The organism is Pseudomonas libanensis, from assembly GCF_001439685.1.
Classification (GTDB): Bacteria; Pseudomonadota; Gammaproteobacteria; order Pseudomonadales; family Pseudomonadaceae; genus Aquipseudomonas; species Aquipseudomonas libanensis.
Map to the genome: position 1 here is coordinate 298,972 of NZ_JYLH01000002.1, position 18,669 is coordinate 317,640.

Annotated in this window: 16 protein-coding genes and 2 pseudogenes; 11 read left to right on the plus strand and 7 right to left on the minus strand. The window is 61.5% G+C overall.

Annotation, left to right across the window (positions count from 1 at the left end; genetic code table 11):
• Nucleotides 1–3: 3 nt before the first annotated feature.
• The 3 genes from TU73_RS03975 to TU73_RS03985 all read left to right on the plus strand — a co-directional run bounded on the left by TU73_RS03975 (nt 4) and on the right by TU73_RS03985 (nt 4,057).
• Complete coding sequence (locus TU73_RS03975) at nt 4–1,485, plus strand: mannitol dehydrogenase family protein (protein WP_057011084.1); 1,482 nt, start codon at nt 4–6, stop codon at nt 1,483–1,485.
• Nucleotides 1,486–1,624: 139 nt separating this feature from the next.
• Nucleotides 1,625–3,106 (plus strand): xylulokinase, encoded by a 1,482-nt coding sequence (gene xylB, locus TU73_RS03980; RefSeq protein WP_057011085.1) that lies wholly within the window; start codon nt 1,625–1,627, stop codon nt 3,104–3,106.
• Between the two features lie 12 nt (nt 3,107–3,118).
• Entirely contained in the window at nt 3,119–4,057 is a 939-nt protein-coding gene (locus tag TU73_RS03985; RefSeq protein ID WP_057011086.1) for a carbohydrate kinase family protein, read from the plus strand.
• Between the two features lie 61 nt (nt 4,058–4,118).
• Here TU73_RS03985 and TU73_RS03990 read toward each other — a convergent pair whose 3' ends face one another.
• On the minus strand, nt 4,119–4,394 hold the full coding sequence (locus TU73_RS03990; protein ID WP_043051062.1) for a DUF1652 domain-containing protein: 276 nt from the start codon (nt 4,392–4,394) through the stop codon (nt 4,119–4,121).
• Between the two features lie 369 nt (nt 4,395–4,763).
• Here TU73_RS03990 and TU73_RS03995 point away from each other — a divergent pair, with 369 nt between their 5' ends.
• Nucleotides 4,764–4,964 carry a ParD-like family protein gene (locus TU73_RS03995; protein ID WP_003190946.1) on the plus strand — a complete coding sequence of 67 codons (201 nt, stop codon included), beginning with the start codon at nt 4,764–4,766 and terminating at the stop codon, nt 4,962–4,964.
• Complete coding sequence (gene map / locus TU73_RS04000) at nt 4,964–5,719, plus strand: type I methionyl aminopeptidase (RefSeq protein ID WP_057011087.1); 756 nt, start codon at nt 4,964–4,966, stop codon at nt 5,717–5,719. The genes TU73_RS03995 and map overlap by 1 nt, the downstream gene beginning before the upstream one ends.
• Nucleotides 5,720–5,811: 92 nt before the next feature.
• Here the strand turns inward: map and TU73_RS04005 are convergent, their stop codons facing one another.
• Complete coding sequence (locus tag TU73_RS04005; protein WP_057011088.1) at nt 5,812–7,398, minus strand: RimK family protein; 1,587 nt, start codon at nt 7,396–7,398, stop codon at nt 5,812–5,814.
• Between the two features lie 94 nt (nt 7,399–7,492).
• Here TU73_RS04005 and TU73_RS04010 point away from each other — a divergent pair.
• Nucleotides 7,493–7,934 (plus strand): annotated as a pseudogene (locus TU73_RS04010) (GNAT family N-acetyltransferase); the annotation flags it as partial.
• Here TU73_RS04010 and TU73_RS29275 read toward each other — a convergent pair.
• The 5 genes and pseudogenes from TU73_RS29275 to TU73_RS04030 form a co-directional block, all read right to left on the minus strand.
• A pseudogene (locus tag TU73_RS29275) lies at nt 7,894–8,067 on the minus strand (hypothetical protein); the annotation flags it as partial. The pseudogenes TU73_RS04010 and TU73_RS29275 sit on opposite strands and share 41 nt — an antisense overlap.
• A gap of 31 nt (nt 8,068–8,098) precedes the next feature.
• The gene (locus TU73_RS04015; RefSeq protein WP_057011090.1) at nt 8,099–8,884 is read right to left on the minus strand and encodes a sulfite exporter TauE/SafE family protein; all 786 of its coding nucleotides are present in this window, start codon (nt 8,882–8,884) and stop codon (nt 8,099–8,101) included.
• Between the two features lie 91 nt (nt 8,885–8,975).
• Nucleotides 8,976–9,746 (minus strand): class I SAM-dependent methyltransferase, encoded by a 771-nt coding sequence (locus TU73_RS04020; RefSeq protein WP_057011091.1) that lies wholly within the window; start codon nt 9,744–9,746, stop codon nt 8,976–8,978.
• Nucleotides 9,747–9,805: 59 nt separating this feature from the next.
• Nucleotides 9,806–11,110 (minus strand): ATP-binding protein, encoded by a 1,305-nt coding sequence (locus TU73_RS04025; RefSeq protein ID WP_057011092.1) that lies wholly within the window; start codon nt 11,108–11,110, stop codon nt 9,806–9,808.
• A gap of 3 nt (nt 11,111–11,113) precedes the next feature.
• Nucleotides 11,114–11,815 (minus strand): response regulator, encoded by a 702-nt coding sequence (locus tag TU73_RS04030; protein WP_043051055.1) that lies wholly within the window; start codon nt 11,813–11,815, stop codon nt 11,114–11,116.
• Nucleotides 11,816–12,105: 290 nt separating this feature from the next.
• On the opposite strand from TU73_RS04030, the gene TU73_RS04035 reads away from it, so the two are divergent.
• From TU73_RS04035 to TU73_RS04055, 5 genes are all read left to right on the plus strand, one after another.
• Nucleotides 12,106–13,248, plus strand: coding sequence for an efflux RND transporter periplasmic adaptor subunit (locus TU73_RS04035; protein ID WP_057011093.1), 1,143 nt, complete (start codon nt 12,106–12,108; stop codon nt 13,246–13,248).
• 6 nt (nt 13,249–13,254) lie between these two features.
• Nucleotides 13,255–16,353 carry an efflux RND transporter permease subunit gene (locus TU73_RS04040; protein WP_057011094.1) on the plus strand — a complete coding sequence of 1,033 codons (3,099 nt, stop codon included), beginning with the start codon at nt 13,255–13,257 and terminating at the stop codon, nt 16,351–16,353.
• A 90-nt stretch (nt 16,354–16,443) separates the two neighbouring features.
• Complete coding sequence (locus tag TU73_RS04045; protein ID WP_057011095.1) at nt 16,444–17,085, plus strand: DUF1345 domain-containing protein; 642 nt, start codon at nt 16,444–16,446, stop codon at nt 17,083–17,085.
• 73 nt (nt 17,086–17,158) lie between these two features.
• Nucleotides 17,159–17,998, plus strand: coding sequence for an AraC family transcriptional regulator (locus TU73_RS04050; RefSeq protein WP_057011096.1), 840 nt, complete (start codon nt 17,159–17,161; stop codon nt 17,996–17,998).
• Nucleotides 17,999–18,052: 54 nt separating this feature from the next.
• Nucleotides 18,053–18,646, plus strand: coding sequence for a LysE family translocator (locus tag TU73_RS04055; protein WP_057011097.1), 594 nt, complete (start codon nt 18,053–18,055; stop codon nt 18,644–18,646).
• Nucleotides 18,647–18,669 lie beyond the last annotated feature (23 nt).

The following is an 18,669-nucleotide window of genomic DNA, read 5'->3' on the forward strand; positions in this document are numbered from 1 at the left end:
CCGATGAAACTGAATAAAGCCAACCTCACGCAGCTGGCGCCGGAAGTGAAAACCCCGGCCTACGCGATTGCCGACACCCGCCAAGGCATTGCCCACATCGGCGTCGGCGGCTTCCACCGTGCGCACCAGGCGTATTACACCGATGCACTGATGAATACCGGCGAGGGCCTGGACTGGAGCATTTGCGGCGTCGGCCTGCGTGCCGAAGACCGCAGGGCCCGCGACGACCTGGCCGGCCAGGATTACCTGTTCACCCTGTACGAACTGGGCGATACCGACGACACCGAAGTACGGGTGATCGGCGCCATCAGCGACATGCTGCTGGCCGAAGACGGCGCCCAGGCTTTGATCGACAAACTGGCCGACCCGGCGATCCGCATCGTTTCGCTGACCATCACCGAGGGCGGCTACTGCATCGACGACAGCAACGGCGAGTTCATGGCCCACCTGCCGCAGATCCAGCATGACCTGGCGCACCCCACGGCGCCGAAAACCGTGTTCGGTTTCATCTGCGCCGCTCTGACCCGGCGCCGCGCCGCCGGCACGCAGGCGTTCACGGTGATGTCCTGCGATAACCTGCCCCACAACGGCGCCGTTACCCGCAAGGCACTGCTGGCCTTCGCCGCCCTGCATAATGCCGAGCTGCATGACTGGATCAAGGCCAATGTCAGCTTCCCGAATGCCATGGTCGACCGCATCACGCCGATGACCAGCACCGCTCACCGCCTGCAATTGCATGACGAACACGGCATCGACGATGCCTGGCCGGTGGTGTGCGAGCCGTTTGTGCAGTGGGTGCTGGAAGACAAGTTTGTCAGCGGCCGCCCGGCCTGGGAAAAGGTCGGTGTGCAGTTCACCGATGACGTCACGCCTTACGAAGAGATGAAGATCGGCTTGCTCAACGGCAGCCACCTGGCGCTCACCTACCTGGGGTTTCTCAAGGGTTATCGGTTTGTCCACGAGACTATGAATGACCCACTGTTCGTGGCGTATATGCGTGCGTATATGGACCTGGACGTCACCCCGAACCTGGCGCCGGTGCCAGGCATCGACCTGACCGCCTACAAGCAGACCCTGGTGGAGCGCTTTTCCAACCAGGCGATTGCCGACCAGTTGGAGCGCGTGTGTTCCGATGGCTCGTCGAAGTTTCCCAAGTTCACCGTGCCGACCATCAACCGTTTGATTGCCGGTGGCCGCGAGACGGAGCGTGCGGCACTGGTGGTCGCGGCCTGGGCCTTGTATTTGAAGGGTGTGGATGAGAATGGCGTGAGCTACACGATCCCCGACCCAAGGGCCGAGTTTTGCCAGGGGCTGGTGACGGTTGACGCACTGATCAGCCAGCGCTTGTTGGGCGTTGATGAGATTTTTGGCACGGCTATTCCCAAGTCGGCGGCGTTTGTGGCAGCGTTTGAGCGGTGTTATGCAAGCTTGCGCGACAAAGGCGTCACCGAAACCCTGAAGCACCTCCTGAAGAAACCGGATTAAAACTGTGGGAGGGGGCTTGCCCCCGATGAGGGTGTATCAGTCAAATATCCTTCTCTGACCCACTGCTATCGGGGGCAAGCCCCCTCCCACATTTTGACCGCATTAAAACAACTCCAACAATAATGCTGAGCACTCCATCATGACCCAGCAAAACCTGTTTCTCGGCATCGACTGCGGCACCCAAGGCACCAAGGCCATCGTCCTCGACGCCTCCAGCGGCAAGGTACTGGGCCTGGGCGCCGCCGCGCACACGCTGATCAGCGGCGCCAATGGCCGCCGTGAGCAGCACACCCAGGAATGGCTGGACGCCTTTACCGAAGCCACCCACCGCGCCCTGCAACAAGCCGGCGTGGATGGCCAGGACATCCTCGGCATCGGCGTGTCCGGCCAGCAACATGGCCTGGTGCTGCTGGACGAACAAGGTGCAGTGCTGCGCCCGGCCAAGTTGTGGTGCGACACCGAAACCACCCCCGAGAATGACCGCCTGCTGCACCGCCTGGGCGGTGAAAGTGGCTCCCTGGAGCGCTTGGGCGTGGCGATTGCACCGGGCTACACGGTGTCAAAACTGCTCTGGACCCGCGAGCAGCACCCGGACGTGTTCGCACGCATCGCCCATATCCTGCTGCCCCACGACTACCTCAACTACTGGCTTACCGGCCGCGCCTGCGCCGAGTACGGCGATGCTTCCGGCACCGGCTATTTCGATGTGCGCAGCCGGACCTGGGATGTGGCGCTGCTCCAGCACATCGACCCCAGCGGTCGCCTTGAAGCCGCCTTGCCACAGTTGATCGAAGCCGACCAAGCGGTGGGCACGATCCTGCCGGCCATCGCTGAACGCCTGGGCATCAACCCCAAGGCCGTGGTGTCCAGCGGCGGTGGCGACAATATGATGGGCGCCATCGGCACCGGCAATATCGCCCCCGGCGTGATCACCATGAGCCTGGGCTCCTCGGGCACCGTCTATGCCTTTGCCGACCAGCCCAATGTCAGCCAGCAGGCCTCGGTGGCGACCTTTTGTTCATCGAGTGGCGGCTGGCTGCCGCTGATCTGCACCATGAACCTGACCAACGCCACCGGCGTGATTCGCGAGCTGTTCGAATTGGACCTGAATGCCTTTAACGCCCTGGTCGAACAAGCGCCTATCGGTGCCGATGGCGTGAGCATGCTGCCGTTCCTCAATGGCGAACGCGTGCCCGCCCTGCCCCATGCCACCGGCAGCCTGCATGGCCTGACCATGACCAACCTGACCCGCGCCAACCTGTGCCGCGCCGTGGTCGAAGGCACCACGTTCGGCCTGCGTTACGGTCTGGACCTGCTGCGCCACACCGGCCTGCAAAGCCTGCGCATCCGCCTGATCGGCGGCGGCTCGAAAAGCCCGGTGTGGCGGCAGATGGTCGCCGATATCATGCACACCGAAGTGGTCTGTACCGAACAAAGCGAGGCCGCCGCCCTGGGCGCGGCGATCCAGGCGGCCTGGTGCCAATCCGGTGAGTCCCTGACCAGCCTGTGCGACAAATGCGTGAGCATCGACCCGGCCAGCCGCGCCCTGCCGATTTCAGCCAATGTCAGTGCCTATCAACAGGCGTATGAGCGTTATCAACAGCACGTAGCATCCCTTTAAGAGCGAACGACTATGTACCTGGTTTGTGGTGAAGCGCTGTTTGATTTTTTCAGCGAGGAAGATGCCAGTGGGCAGCCGGCCAAGCTCAATTACAAGGCCATTGCCGGTGGCTCGCCGTTCAACGTAGCAGTAGGCCTGCGCCGCCTGGGCATCGAGTCGGGGTTCCTGGCCGGCGTGTCCACCGATTACCTCGGGCGCCGTTTGCTGCAGGTGCTCAAGGACGAAGGCGTCAGCGAACGCTTCCTGGTGGAGTTCGACGCGCCGACCACCCTGGCGATGGTCGCCGTGGGTGCCAATGGTTCACCGCAGTACAGCTTCCGTGGCGAAGGCTGCGCCGACCGCCAACTGCAAACGGCGCATTTGCCGACCTTGGGTGAAGAGGTGCGTGGGCTGCATATCGGGTCGTTTTGCCTGGTGGTGCAGCCGGTTGGCGACACCTTGCTGAACCTGGTCAAGCGCGAGAGCGGCAAGCGCCTGATCAGCCTCGACCCGAATGTGCGCCTTAACCCGCAGCCGGATATCCAGTTGTGGCGCGAGCGCGTGGCGGAACTGGTGCAGTACGCTGACCTGATCAAGGTCAGCGACGAAGACCTACACCTGCTCTACCCCGGCCAGTCACCGGAAAGTGTCGTGCAAGGCTGGCTGCAGCATCGTTGCCAATTGGTGTTTCTCACCCGTGGCGGCGACGGCGCTTCGGTGTTCAGTCGCCAGCATGGCAACTGGTCTCAGCCGGCAGTCAAGGTGCTGATGGCCGATACGGTGGGTGCCGGCGACACCTTCCAGGCAGCGCTGATTGCCTGGCTGACCGAGCAGCAGTTGGATTCGCTGGAGGGCTTGCGGCAGCTTACGCGCAAGCAAATTGACAGCATGCTCGGCTTTGCGATTCGCGCCGCTGCGTTGACCTGTACCAAGACCGGACCCGACCTGCCGTACCGTCATCAGTTGGACTGACGCGCATAGCAATGGGCCTGGCGAAAGCCAGGCCCTGGGTCGATTTGAATTCAAGGCTTAACTAAAAATAACCGCGCCCTCCTGCTCGACGCAGGGCGGGGGTGTGGGTCTGGGTGTGCTTGAGGTCTTCACGCAAACCGGTGATCAGGTTGCAAATGGCTCGACTGCTGTCGAGTTTGTCAGCGTTTATACCTTTGACCTCCAAGTCCACCCGGTCACGGTCACGGTCGTCATACACCTTGATCGTCAACGAAGCATCCTCGGCTTTGGTGCATTCGCACCGTTTAGGCAGAAAACTTCCTTCAATAATGCTGCGAAGTTCCAGTTCCGAAAGCATGGCCAACCTCTCCTTTTTTGAGACTGCCAATCAGTTTGTCATGGGCTTGGCAGACGCTCGCCTGCCCCGTCTTACCAACCCTGGCAGACGCCTGTACTCACCAAGCCTACTCGGCAAATTCCGGCGTGGTTGTAACTTTTCCTCATAAGCATGCTGACGCGTTATATGGAACGGACTGCAATGTTTAAATAATCGTCGAACCACTTCGATTAAACGTTTAACCCAGCACCTCGGGTTAAACAGCGACTTGTGCCGAAGCTCTTTTCGGCAACATGTCGCAACTATCAACCGCCTGATTTGAAGCATAGGGTTTACGCGTAGCATACGAAACGTATACGCTTCGTATATTTCCTCTCTACAGTGAACCTCATGGGCATCGTTAAGATCACCGACCAACTGCACGAACAGCTTCGCCTGGCCAGCGCCGCCATGGACCGCTCCATCAACGCCCAGGCCGAGTTCTGGATCAAGATCGGCCTGCTCGCCGAACTCAACCCGCACCTGCCCTACAACGAACTGATCAACAAGCTGCTGCTGGACAAGCCCGACCTGATCCGGGGGCGCAGCTGATGATCAAGACCGCCGCGCAACTGGCCGTGATGCGTGAGTCCGGGCGCCTGCTGGCCCAGGTGTTCGACATGCTCGATGGCTTCGTGGCCGCCGGCCGCTCCACTTTGGAGCTGGACAGCGCCGTCGAAGCCTTCATCCGCAACGATCTCAAGGCCCGCCCGGCGAGCCTGGGCCAGTACGACTACCCCTTTTCCATCAATACCTCAATCAACGAAGTGGTGTGCCACGGCATGCCCAGCGCCAAGCAGTTCCTCAAGGACGGCGACATTATCAACATCGACATCACCCTGGAAAAAGGCGGCTTCATTGCCGACTCCAGCAAGATGTACATGATCGGTAACGTGGCGCCCAAGGCCAGGCGCCTGGTAGGCATGACCTTCGAGGCAATGTGGGCCGGTATCCGCCAGGTCAAGCCTGGCGCTCGCCTGGGTGATATCGGTCATGCGATCCAGAGCCACGCCCAGGCCAACGGCTATAGCGTGGTGCGTGAATACTGCGGCCATGGCATCGGCCGGCAGATGCATGAAGAACCGCAAATCCTGCACTTTGGCCGCCCCGGTACCGGCCTGGAACTTCGCGAAGGCATGGTGTTTACCATTGAACCGATGCTTAACCAGGGCAGTGCCAAGGTGCGCAGCCTGAAGGACGGCTGGACGGTGGTGACCAAGGACAACAGCCTATCGGCGCAGTGGGAGCATACGGTGGCGGTAACGTCAGATGGGTTTGAGGTGCTGACCCTGCAAACGCCGGTTTGATCGCACAGGGCTCAAGCTCTGCGCCAGAGAGACGCGCAGCGTCACGGGATGCATTCCCACGCAGAGCGTGGGAACGATCAAGCTTGCCTTTTTCACCACACCTGGCCCTGGCGTTTAAGCTCCAGGCGGCGCACGAACTCCTCCAGTACCAGGCCATACAGGTCGTCCTGCAGGTAGGCGTCTTCGATGCCCGCATCCAAATTGGGATTGTCGTTGACCTCGATTACCACCACTTTGTCGCCGGACTGCTTGAGGTCAACGCCATAGAGGCCGTCGCCGATCAGGTTGGCGGTCTTCACGGCCAGTTCCACCACAGCCTTGGGCGCTTCGTGGACCGCCAGGGTGCGGCACTCACCGTTGACGGCCTGGCCGATGGCCTTGTGGTTGTAGATCTGCCAATGGCCCTTGGACATAAAGTACTGGCAGGCAAAGATCGGTTTACGGTTGAGCACGCCGATGCGCCAGTCGTATTCGGTGTAGAAGAACTCCTGGGCCAGCAACAGCACCGAATGCTCGAACAGCTCGGCGGTGGCCTTGAGCAACGCCGCCTGGCTTTCGACCTTGATCACCCCGCGGGAGAAACAGCCATCGGGGATCTTCAATACCAGCGGGAAGCCCAGGCGCTCGCCGACGCGTTCAAAGTCCTGCGGTCGTTCCTTGTAGAGAATCTCGGTGGCTGGCATGCCCAGTTGGTGACTGTTCAACAGATCCGTGAGGTAGACCTTGTTGGTGCAGCGCAGAATTGATGCGGGGTCATCCATGACCACCAAGCCTTCGCTTTCAGCCTTCTTGGCGAAGCGGTAGGTATGATTGTCGACGCTGGTGGTCTCACGGATCAGCAAGGCGTCGTATTCGGCCAGGCGTGAGTAATCCTTGCGTTCGATCAACTCCACATCGATGCCCAGGCCCTTGCCGACCCGTATGAAGTTTTCCAGGGCGCGGGGGTTGGACGGAGGCAGTTGCTCCTGGGGATCGTGAAGAATTGCCAGGTCATAACGGGCCAATCGACGCGAGCGTGGCTGACGCCAGACTTTGCGGCTGAAGTTGTCGAGGGCGTGGGCGAATTGATCTTCCTGATCGTCGCGTAACTTGTGCAATACACCGGACTTCACTCCTTCGATATGCCAGCCATTATGTTGACGAAACTCAACTAGCAAGATCGGACAGGGAAAGGTTTCAAATAACTGGCGCGCCAATTCCTGCAAAGGTTCTATAGTCGTTCGACCAAAATACAGGGTCAGGGTAAAGCCTTCGGTATTGCTGTAGAGATGATGACTCAAGGCTTTTTCGAGGGTTTTATCCAGGTTATCCAGGGCCAGGCCATACAGGGCCTTCCTGGTCAGTTCGCTGATGGTGCGCACCGATGGAATAACCTTGTGTCCACGCGCCTCGGCCAACAAGGAACAGTAGTAGCCGTGCCCCAGGTACTTGTAGCTGCGGCACAGGTTGATCACCTGCACACGCTTGCCCGTCTCATTTTGCCGGGTCTGCTCCAAGTATTGTTGGGCAGTGACGATGTCTTCGCTGGGGAAGTAAGAGGCCCAATCTTCCTTGCGTTCGACAATAATTACGACTTGGCTTGAACTTTGGGGTGGCGCGGAAAAATAACCGTTGGCGGTTATTGTCGCCGCGACGGTTTGCTCGGATACTTGACGCCAATGACTGTGTACCGCCGACATAATAGTTGATCCGCTTTAGAGAACTCGACCTTTTCTATTAAGCACGATCTTTTAGGGAAGTCCCGTTTCGTTACGCAACTTTTACGGTGGTCTCATGGCGTTTTTCTTTCGCGTTGCAACCCTCGACGATGTGCCTGCATTAGTGGCGCTGGAACAGCAGTGTTTTCGCAGTGATCGGCTGTCACCGCGCAGTCTGCGCTGGATGATCAGCCGGGCCAATGGCCAGTTGTGGCTTGTGCAACAGCACGGGCAATTGCTCGGCTATGGCCTGGTGCTGTTTCGTCGCGGCACCCGTCTGGCGCGCTTGTATTCCATCGCTATTGCCGAGCACGCTCGAGGCATGGGCCTGGGCCACCTGTTGCTGGAGCACATCGAAGCCTGCGCCCTGGCCAACAATTGCGCGTACCTGCGGCTGCAAGTACGCACCGATAACCCCGGCGCACTCGCCCTGTATGAGCGTAACGGCTATCAGCGCTTTGCCTGGGTCGATGACTACTACGAAGACCACACCGCTGCCCTGTGCCTGGAAAAACCGCTCGCGCCTGCATCGGCCGTGGCTTCCAGCTCGCGCACCAGCGGCAATACACGTTTGCCGAAGTACTCCACCTCTTCCTGAAAGTGCAGGAAGCCTGCGAGTACCAGGTCCACACCCACGGCCTTGAGGGCGAGGTACGCTTACTGGCTGGCATTAGGGCTTCAGCTAGAACGCCAGCTTGTAACCCACCGCCATCAACATCACCGCCAGGCACGGGCGCAGCACACCGTCAGGAATTCGGCCGGTCATATGACTGCCAAAGTAGATCCCCGGCAACGACCCCATCAGCAAAAAGCCCAGCAGGTGCCAATCCATATTGCCCATGCTCGCGTGGCCCAGGCCCGCCACCAGGGTCAAGGGCACGGCGTGGGCGATTTCGGTGCCGACCAGCCGCCGCGTGGCGAGGAACGGGTACAGGATAAACAGCGCCACTGTGCCCAGGGCGCCGGCGCCGATGGAGGTCAGGGCCACCATGGTGCCAAGGATCGCACCGGTGACCACGGTCAGTGCGTTCAGGTTGCGCGGGCGCACATGGTAGTCGTCGCCGGCATGGCGCTGGGCAAAGGCCAACAGGCTTTTCTTGAACAGGATCGCCAGGGCCGTGAGCAGCAACACCACGCCGAGTGCCTGCTTGATCACGGCGTTCATTGCGCTGGGGTCGGTGTGCAGGCTGGCGAGGAACCATAAAGTCAACAACACTGCCGGCACGCTGCCCAGGGTCAGCCAGCCTGTGATGCTCCAGTCGATGTTCTTGTTCTTGCCGTGCACCAGCACGCCACCGGACTTGGTGATGGCGGCATATAACAAGTCGGTGCCAACCGCAGTGGCGGGGTTGATACCGAACCACAACAGGATCGGCGTCATCAGCGAGCCCCCGCCGACACCGGTCATGCCCACGATAAACCCCACGATCAGGCCGGCCACCACGAAACCAAAATTACCTACATCCATTACAGCTACCCGCGGCCTTATAAATTTCTGGCCGCAGGATAGCGATTTTTCTTATAACCACTTATACCAATATGATCTGACTTTATGCCTTTTAGCTCAGCCGATCACACAAGTAAGCCTGGGTCTGGTACGGGAAGGCTACGGTATCGCGGCCTTGCAAGGCGGGATGGGTGTCGATCAAGGTGCGCAATTGCGCGGTGACCTTGGCTTTTTCGGCAGGTGCAAGCGCCGCGATAAAGCTCACCGACAGGAATCGATCCATGATCACTTCCTGAGGACTGCCCACATGCTGGTAGGCAAAACAGGTCAGTTGCGGAGCGCCAAAGTACTCACCGGTGAAGGCTTCGCGCCAACGTCCGGTGTGAAAGCGGGGGGTGTCGCCCTCATACGGGGTGATGATCTCAGTGATCGCCGCCACCCAGTCCACCGACTCATCGCGCACATTCCACACCAACCCCAGTCGCCCGCCAGGCTTGAGCACACGGTGGATTTCCGCCAGTGCAGCGCGGGTGGAGAACCAGTGGAATGCCTGGGCACACACCAGGGCATCGGCGCTGGCGGACGCCAGGGGGATGGACTCGGCGGTGCCGTCGAGCAGGCGGACATCCGGCAATAGCTTGGCCAACTGCGCGCCCATCTCTGCCACTGGCTCGACCGCAATCAGGGTCGGTGCCAGGCTGCTGAGCAAGCGGGTGAACTTGCCAGTGCCGGCGCCGAGGTCGATCACTGTCGATTGCGAATTGATCTGCAGAGCCTCGGCCAGCCAGGCGGTCAGTTGGCGCGGATAGTCCGGTCGGCCTTGGGCGTAAGTGACGGCCTGGGTCGAGAAACCCTGTTGAGCGGACGTGTGAACACCAGTCATTGCCAATCTCTCCTCGGGTAAAGCGGGGCGCACAGTGTGCGCCCATCCCCGCAGATTTTCTAATCGGCTTGAGTGGGCAACCACACCCGAAACCGCGCACCACCCAGGGGCGACGCCAGGGCCGTCAAGGTGCCGCCTTGGGCTTCCAGGGCACGCCGGCTGATCGCCAGGCCAAGGCCAAAGCCGCCGGTGGCGCGGTCACGACTGCGATCCAGGCGGTAGAACGGCTCGAAGATGCGCTCGCGCTGATCCGCCGGAATGCCGATGCCATCGTCATCCACCCAGATTTCACAGCCGTTGGGGCACACCTTGACGCCCACCTGGATGCGCTTGTCGCAGTAACGCGTAGCGTTGCGCAGCAAATTCTGCAACGCCCGGGCAGTAAGGCGCGGGTCGAGGCTGAAACGCTCAACCGTGCAGTCGAGCACCACATCGATGACGATCTCGGGGTTTTCCAGCTCGTCGTCGACGCTGCCCAGCACGCTGTCGATAAACTCGTCGAGCGCCACCTCTACCCGCTCGGGCAATTGCGCCGGGTTTTGCAGGCGGCTGTAAGAGAGCAATTCCAGCACCAGCTCATCCAGCTCACGAATATGCGCCACCAGGCTTTGCAAGCGCTCGCGGCTGGCCTCGGGCAAGTCTTCGGAGAGCGCCAGGGCCAGGCCGAAGTCCAGGCGTGTGAGCGGCGTGCGCAGTTCATGGGAGACCGCGTTGAGCAAGTCACGCTGCTGGTTGAGCAGGTGCTCGATATCGTCCGCCATGGTATCGAACACAGCCGCCAGGCTGCCGATGCTGGAACTGGGCGGCAGTCGCGTGCGCTCCCCCAGGTGGCCCTTGCCCAACAGTGCGGCGGTGCTTTTCAGGCGTTCCAGGTCACGCCAGTGCGGGCGCAGCCAGACCAGCAGGCATGCGAGCAGCGCGGCACCGATCAGCACGTTCATTGACCAATACAGCAGGTTCATGTCCAGCGGATCCGGCGGCACGGTGAGCTTGACCGCGAACTGCTGGTTGATCGGCGAGCTGATTTCTTCCATCCAGCCCCACTCGCCCAGGCGGATCACCGGCTTGCCTTGCTCCAGCAGCTGTTCTTCCTGGGGGGTGTAGCGAGCGTCCTGGCGCAACAGCAGCTCGACCTTCAGCGGCGCGAAATCCTGGCTCAACTGGTCGGTGACCTGGGACCAGCGCTCCACCGGCGCGCGCTGGTATTGCTTGACCATCAGTTTTTGCAGGCCCCGGGACTGCTCGACGTTGTAGTCCATGTAGCGGTGTTCGAACAGCTGGATCACCAGCTTGGGAATCAGGAAAATCGCCGCGCTATAAGTCACGATGGTGATCAGGTAGAGGCGTAGCAGCACACGGAACATGGTTCAGCATTCCCACTCGGAACGGCTGAACAGATAGCCCTTACCCCACACAGTCTTGATCTTGCGCGCCTCGCCGGCGTGGTCGTCGAACTTGCGGCGCAGCTTGGAGATCGCCACGTCCACCGAGCGATCGGTGCCGTTGAACTCGATACCGCGCAGGCGCTGCAGGATCTGGTCGCGGCTGAGCACTTCGCCGGCATGCCGGGCCAGCACCACCAGCAGGTTGTATTCACCGCTGGACAGCTCCACTGCCTGCTCGCGCCAGGTCACGGTGCGCTCCGACAGGTCGATGCACAGGTTGCCCATGATGATCCGGTCGTTGGCCACCTGGGGTTCGGACAGGCTGCTGCGGCGCAGCAGCGTGCGCACCCGGGCCAGCAGCACACGCGGCTCGCAGGGCTTGGTGACATAGTCGTCGGCGCCCATCTCCAGGCCCAGTACCTGGTCATGGCTGTCATCGCGGGCGGTCAGCATCAGGATCGGCAGGCCCGCCGAGTCGGCGCGCAACAGGCGGCAGACCTGCAGGCCGTCGAGCCCCGGCAACATCAGGTCGAGGATCACCAGGTCCGGCGGGTTCAGGCGCGCACGTTCGCGCACATGGTCGCCACGGCTGAGCACGCAGACGTGGTAGCCGTTGCGTTCCAGGTAGCTGGCAATCAGCTCGGAGAGTGCGGCGTCGTCTTCGACCAGGAGGATGTTAGGCATGGAGGTGTTTCCAGAAAATACAGTGGTAAGTCGTACACAAACCCCATGTGGGAGGGGGCTTGCCCCCGATAGCGGTGAATCAGCCAACGAATCTATTGACTGGTACTCCGTCATCGGGGGCAAGCCCCCTCCCACATTTGATCTTCATTGTAAGCAAGGTTGTGCAAGGATATACGCCCCCGACGCCACGCGCGCCGCACCTTACACTTCTTCACACACGAGCTACACAGCTTCACAGCACCACGGCGCAGGTGTCCTTAGGATGCGCCAGTCAATATTGGGATAAGAGCATGTCGAAGAATCTATTTGCGCCGTTTTGCCTGTTGGCCCTCACACTGGCGCTGGGCGCGTGTGGCCAGTCAGCAGACGAGGCGCCACAAATGCCCCTGGCCAAAGTGCGCATCGAAACCCTGCAGGCCAAGCCCCTGTCCATTACCAACGAACTGAGCGGGCGGATTGCCGCGCCACGGATTGCCGAAGTGCGCGCCCGGGTCGCCGGGGTGGTCATGCAGCGGGTGTTCAACGAAGGGCGCGATGTCAAACAGGGCGACGTGCTGTTCCGTATTGATCCGGCGCCGTTCAAGGCTGACCTGGACAGCGCCCAGGCCAACCTGAGCAAGGCCGAGGCCAATGCCTTCCAGGCACGCTTGCAGGAGCAGCGCTACAGCCAGTTGGTCGAAGGCAATGCCATCAGCGGCCAGGAATACGACAACGCCCGCGCCGCCCTGCGCCAGGCCAACGCCGAAATCGCCGCCAACAAGGCCGCCGTCGAGCGTGCCAAGTTGAACCTGGGCTATGCCACCGTGACTGCGCCGATTTCCGGGCGCATCGGCCGCGCCCTGGTCACCGAGGGCGCGCTGGTCGGCCAGAACGAAGCCACGCCGCTGGCGATCATCCAGCAACTGGACCCGATCCACGCTGACCTCACCCAGTCCACCCGCGAGTTGAATGACCTGCGCCGCGCTTTTCGTGCCGGCAGCTTGAAGCAGGTCGGCCAGGACCAGGCCAAGGCCACCCTGATCGAAGACGACGGCAGCCTGTACCCGTTGCCGGGCAAATTGCTGTTCGCCGAGATCAGCGTCGACCCGGGCACCGGGCAGATTACGCTGCGCAGCGAGTTCCCCAACCCGGACCTCGACCTGTTGCCTGGCAGTTTCGTACGGGTGCGCCTGGAGCAGGCCGTGGACAAGCAAGGCATCAGTGTGCCGCAACGCGCCATCACCCGTGACAGCGCCGGTATCCCGATGGTGCTGCTGCTGGACGCCGAGCAGACCGTCAGCCAGCAACCGGTGGAATTGGGTGCGGTGATCGAGGATCGCTGGATCGTCACCAGCGGCCTCAAGCCCGGCGACCGCATCATCGTCGAGGGCCTGCAACACGCGCGCCCCGGTGAAAAAGTTGAAGTGGACGACAGCCCGCTCGTAAAGGAATAACCCGTCATGCCGCAGTTCTTTATTGACCGCCCGATTTTTGCCTGGGTGGTGGCCCTGTTTATCCTGCTGGCTGGCTTCCTGGCGATCCCGCAGTTGCCGGTAGCCCAGTACCCCAACGTCGCGCCACCGAAGGTGGAAATCTACGCGGTGTACCCAGGTGCTTCGGCCCAGACTCTGGATGAAAGCGTAGTCAGCCTGATCGAGCAGGAGCTCAACGGTGCCGATCACCTGCTGTATTTCGAATCCCAGAGCAGCCTGGGTTCGGCGACGATCACCGCGACCTTCCAGCCGGGCACCGACCCGGAAATGGCCCAGGTGGATGTGCAGAACCGCCTCAAGGTGGTCGAGCCGCGACTGCCGCAAGCCGTGACCCAGCAAGGCTTGCAGGTGGAAAAAGTCTCCGCCGGCTTCCTGCTGCTGGTGACCTTGACCTCCAACGACGGCAAGCTTGATGACGTGGCGCTCAGCGATTACCTGGCGCGCAACGTGATGAACGAACTCAAGCGCCTGGACGGCGTCGGCAAGGCCCAACTGTATGGCGCCGAACGCGCCATGCGCATCTGGATCGACCCGCAGAAGCTGATCGGTTTCAATCTCACGCCGGCTGACGTCAGCGCCGCGATCAGCGCGCAGAACGCCCAGGTCTCGGCGGGCAGCATCGGTGACTTGCCGGGCACCAATACCCAGGAAATCACCGCGGCGATCCTGGTCAAGGGCCAATTGTCGACCCCTGCGGAGTTCGCCGACATCGTGCTCAAGGCCAACCCCGACGGCTCGACCGTGCGCATCGGCGATGTGGCGCGAGTAGAAGTCGGCAGCCAGGAATACCAGTTCTCTACTCGCCTGAACGGCAAGCCCTCCACCGCCGTCAGCGTGCAACTGTCGCCGGGCGCCAACGCGCTGAGCACCGCAACCCTGGTGCGGGCAAAGATGGACGAGCTGTCGCGCTATTTCCCGGCCAATGTGGAATACAAGATCCCCTACGACACCTCGCCGTTCGTCAAAGTCTCGATCACCAAGGTGGTCTACACCTTGCTTGAGGCCATGGCGCTGGTGTTTGCGGTGATGTTCCTGTTCCTGCAGAACGTGCGCTACACACTGATCCCTACCCTGGTGGTGCCGATCGCGCTGATGGGCACCTTTGCCACCATGCTGTTGCTGGGCTTCTCGATCAACGTACTGACCATGTTCGGCATGGTGCTGGCCATCGGCATCCTGGTGGACGATGCCATCGTGGTGGTGGAAAACGTCGAGCGCATCATGGCCACCGAGGGCCTGTCGCCCAAGGACGCGACCAAGAAAGCCATGGGCCAGATCACCGGCGCCATCATCGGTATCACCCTGGTTCTGGTCGCGGTGTTCCTGCCGATGGCGTTCATGCCAGGCTCCGTGGGGGTCATCTACCAGCAGTTCTCGCTGTCGATGGCCACCTCGATCCTGTTCTCGGCGTTCCTGGCCCTGACCTTGACCCCGGCCCTGTGCGCCACCTTGCTCAAGCCGATTGCCAAGGGCGAGCACCATGCCAAGGGCGGTTTCTTCGGCTGGTTCAACAAGCGCTTTGACCAACTCACCAACCGCTATGAAGGCTGGGTGGCGTACGCCCTCAAGCGCAGCGGCCGCTACCTGCTGATCTACCTGGTATTGCTGGTGGGCATGGGGCTGCTGTTCAGCCGCCTGCCCTCCTCGTTCCTGCCAGTGGAAGACCAGGGCTACACCATCACCGATATCCAGTTGCCGCCGGGGGCCAGCAAGAACCGTACGGTGCGGGTGGCCGAGCAGATCGAGGCGCATAACGCCGAGGAGCCGGGGGTGGGCGATACCACCATGATCATGGGCTTCAGTTTCTCCGGCGCCGGGCAGAACGCGGCACTGGCGTTCACCACGCTCAAGGACTGGTCGCAGCGCGGCAGCGATGACTCGGCGGCATCGATTTCCGACCGCGCCAACATGGCCTTCAGCGAACTCAAGGATGCGATTGCCTATGCGGTCCTGCCACCGCCGGTGGACGGCCTCGGCACCTCCAGCGGGTTCGAGTTCCGCCTGCAGGACCGCGGCGGCGTTGGCCATGCAGGGTTGATGGCTGCGCGCACCGAATTGCTGGACGCGGCGGCGAAAAGCCCGATCCTGGCCAATGTGCGCGAAAGTGCCCTGGCCGAAGCGCCGCAAGTGCAGCTGGAAGTCGACCGCAAGCAGGCCAACGCCCTGGGCGTTTCGTTTGCCGACGTCGGCAATGTGCTCTCCTCGGCAATTGGTTCGGCGTATATCAATGACTTCCCCAACCAGGGCCGCATGCAGCGCGTGGTGGTGCAAGCCGAAGGCGACCAGCGCAGCCAGGTGGCCGACCTGATGAAGATCAACGTGCGCAACAGCGCCGGCAAGATGGTGCCGCTGTCGGCCTTTGTCGAAGCCAAGTGGACCCAAGGCCCGACACAGTTGACCCGTTACAACGGCTACCCGGCCATCGCCATCAGCGGTGAAGCGGCGCCGGGGCACAGCACCGGCGAGGCCATGGAGGAAATCCAGCGCCTGGTCAGCCAGTTGCCTGCGGGCCTGGGCCAGGAATGGACCGGCTTGTCCTTGCAGGAACGCCTGTCCGGCTCCCAGGCACCGTTGCTGCTGGTGCTGTCGTTGCTGATCGTGTTCCTGTGCCTGGCCGCGCTGTATGAAAGCTGGTCGATCCCCACCTCGGTGTTGCTGGTGGTGCCCCTGGGTGTGCTGGGTGCGGTCCTGGCCGTGTCTTTGCGCGGCATGCCCAACGATGTGTTCTTCAAGGTCGGCCTGATCACCATCATCGGCCTGTCGGCGAAGAACGCGATCCTGATCATCGAGTTCGCCAAGGACCTGTATGACCAGGGCGAGGACTTGATCGAGGCCACCTTGAAGGCAGCACGGCTGCGGCTGCGGCCGATCATCATGACCTCGCTGGCGTTTATCCTCGGCGTGGTGCCGCTGGCGATTGCCACCGGGGCCAGCTCGGCGAGCCAGCAGGCGATTGGTACAGGGGTGATTGGCGGGATGATTACGGCGACGTTGGCGGTGGTGTTTGTGCCGGTGTTTTTTGTGGTGGTGATGAGGTTGGTGCGCAGGCGCCATAAACCAAACTGATCAATGCTCCCACAGGGTAATTGATTGCATTCATAATCAGGTACACCCAAATAAGCTATGGTGCTCACAAACAGTTATCTGTGAGCCACCATGCCCTTCCTCGCCCGCACCCACCCTCGCCTCTCATCCTCCGCGGTACTGGGTCTTGCCGTCGGCCTCCTGGTACCGGCCGACACCCTCGCCAGCAAAATCCTCATCGGCTGGAATGCCGGGGTCTGGACTTACCTGGTACTGATGCTGTGGCTGACCATTCGTGCCAAGGCCGAGGACGTCAAGCGCATCGCTGAAATCGAAGACGAAAACGCCGGGCTGGTGTTGTTCATGGTATGCATCGCCGCCATCGCCAGCCTGGCGACCATCACCTTCGAACTGGTGGGCAGCAAAGACTTGGCCAGCTCCGAGCGCTTGTTGCACTACGGTTTTACCGGGTTGACGGTGATCGGCTCATGGCTGCTGATCGGGGTAATTTTCAGCGTGCACTACGCCCGGCTCTATTACACCTGGGAGGGCAAGGAACCGGCGCTGCGCTTTGCCGAAGGCTTGCTCACTCCCAACTACTGGGACTTCCTGTATTTCTCCTTCACCATTGGCGTGGCCGTGCAGACCTCGGATGTAGGCGTCGCTACCCGTGGCCTGCGCAAGGTGGTGCTGGGGCAGTCGTTGATCGGTTTTCTCTTCAACACGGCAATTCTGGGCTTTTCGATCAACATCGCCGCCGGCTTGTTTGGCTAGACTGCACAAATCTTCTAGACGCCCTCCCCCGTTGTCGGCGCCAATTGCACACTCCATTCAGCTTCGGTGTGGTATGAGCGCGCACAATTGGATCGACCTGAACCAGGACGCCGACACCGGCATTGAGACCCTGCGTGCGCATTTCGAGGGCCATGCCTACGACCCCCATTGGCACGACAGCTACCTGGTGGGCGTCACCGAACAAGGCGTACAGCAATTCAACTGCCGGCGCACGCGGCACGACAGCGTGCCGGGCCAGGTGTTTCTGCTGGAGCCTGGTGAGGTCCACGATGGCCATGCGCCTACTGTTGATGGCTTCACTTACCGCATGCTCTACCTCGACCCGCATTGGCTGGAACGGGAGATCTGCAGCGTATTCGAGGAAGCGCCCGCCCGCCATCAGTTGAGCTTCGCCCGCACCCTGGCCAACGACCCACGCCTGGCCCTGGCCACCAGCCAGGCGTTTAACAGCTTGCACCACGGCGAATTGCGGATCGTACGGCAAAGTGCCCTGGACCAACTGCTGGAACGCCTGACCGGCCAGCTCTACTGGCGCATGCGCTACCACGACGATCCCCGTTTGCCGCGGGTGGCTCACAAGGCACGGGACTACCTGCACGCCCACCTGCATCAGGACGTGGGCATGGACGAATTGGCCCTGGCGTGCGGCGTCGATCGCTTTCGCCTGAGCCGCGCCTTCAAGAGCGCCTTCGGCCTGGCGCCCCACGCTTACCTGGTGCAACTGCGGCTGGCCCGCGCCCGGCGCTTGTTGGCCAAGGGCGAACAGCCGGCAGCGGTGGCGATGGCCCTGGGCTTCGCCGATCAAAGCCATCTGGGCCGCTGGTTCGTGCGTGCCTACGGCCTGACACCCGCCGCCTACCGCAAGCGCTGCTCAAATCTTCCAGACAGTTGACCGCAGAGCTTGTGAAGATCGACTCCATCGATTGGTTCATCGGAGTCCCCCGCCATGCTGTCCACGTTCGTGCCGTTCATGCTGTTCGCCTTCGTCGCCTCCATCACCCCCGGTCCGACCAATATCCTGGTGCTGAGCAACAGCGCCCGTCATGGTTTCAAGGCCGCACTGCCAATTATTCTGGGTGCCTGCGCGGGAGCAGCGGGGATTGTGCTGCTGGTGGGCTGCGGGGTCGGGCAGTCGCTGGTGCAGATGCCCAAGGTGCAAACTGCGATGCAGTGGGTGGGTGTGGCCTGGCTGAGTTACCTGGCCTGGCAGATTTTCAGCGCACCGCCCCAAGCCATTCAGGCAGATGCTAAGCAAAAGCGCTTGGGCCTGTTTGGCGCCGCGGCCCTGCAATTGATCAACCCCAAGACCTGGATGATGGCGCTGGCGGTGGTCAGCGTGTTTGCTGGCCAGGGTGGGCAGCGCCAGGTGGTGTACCTGTCCCTGATGTTTTTCCTGATCGCCTTGCCCTGCCTCGGCGCCTGGGCCTTATTGGGTGCCGGGTCTAGCCGCCTCTTGCGCTCCCCCAGGGCCCAGAAAGTGTTCAACCGAATCATGGCCTTGCTGCTGCTGGGCTCAGCCTGGCTAAGTGTGCTGATCTGAAGGCGAAAAAAAGGGGAAGCCTA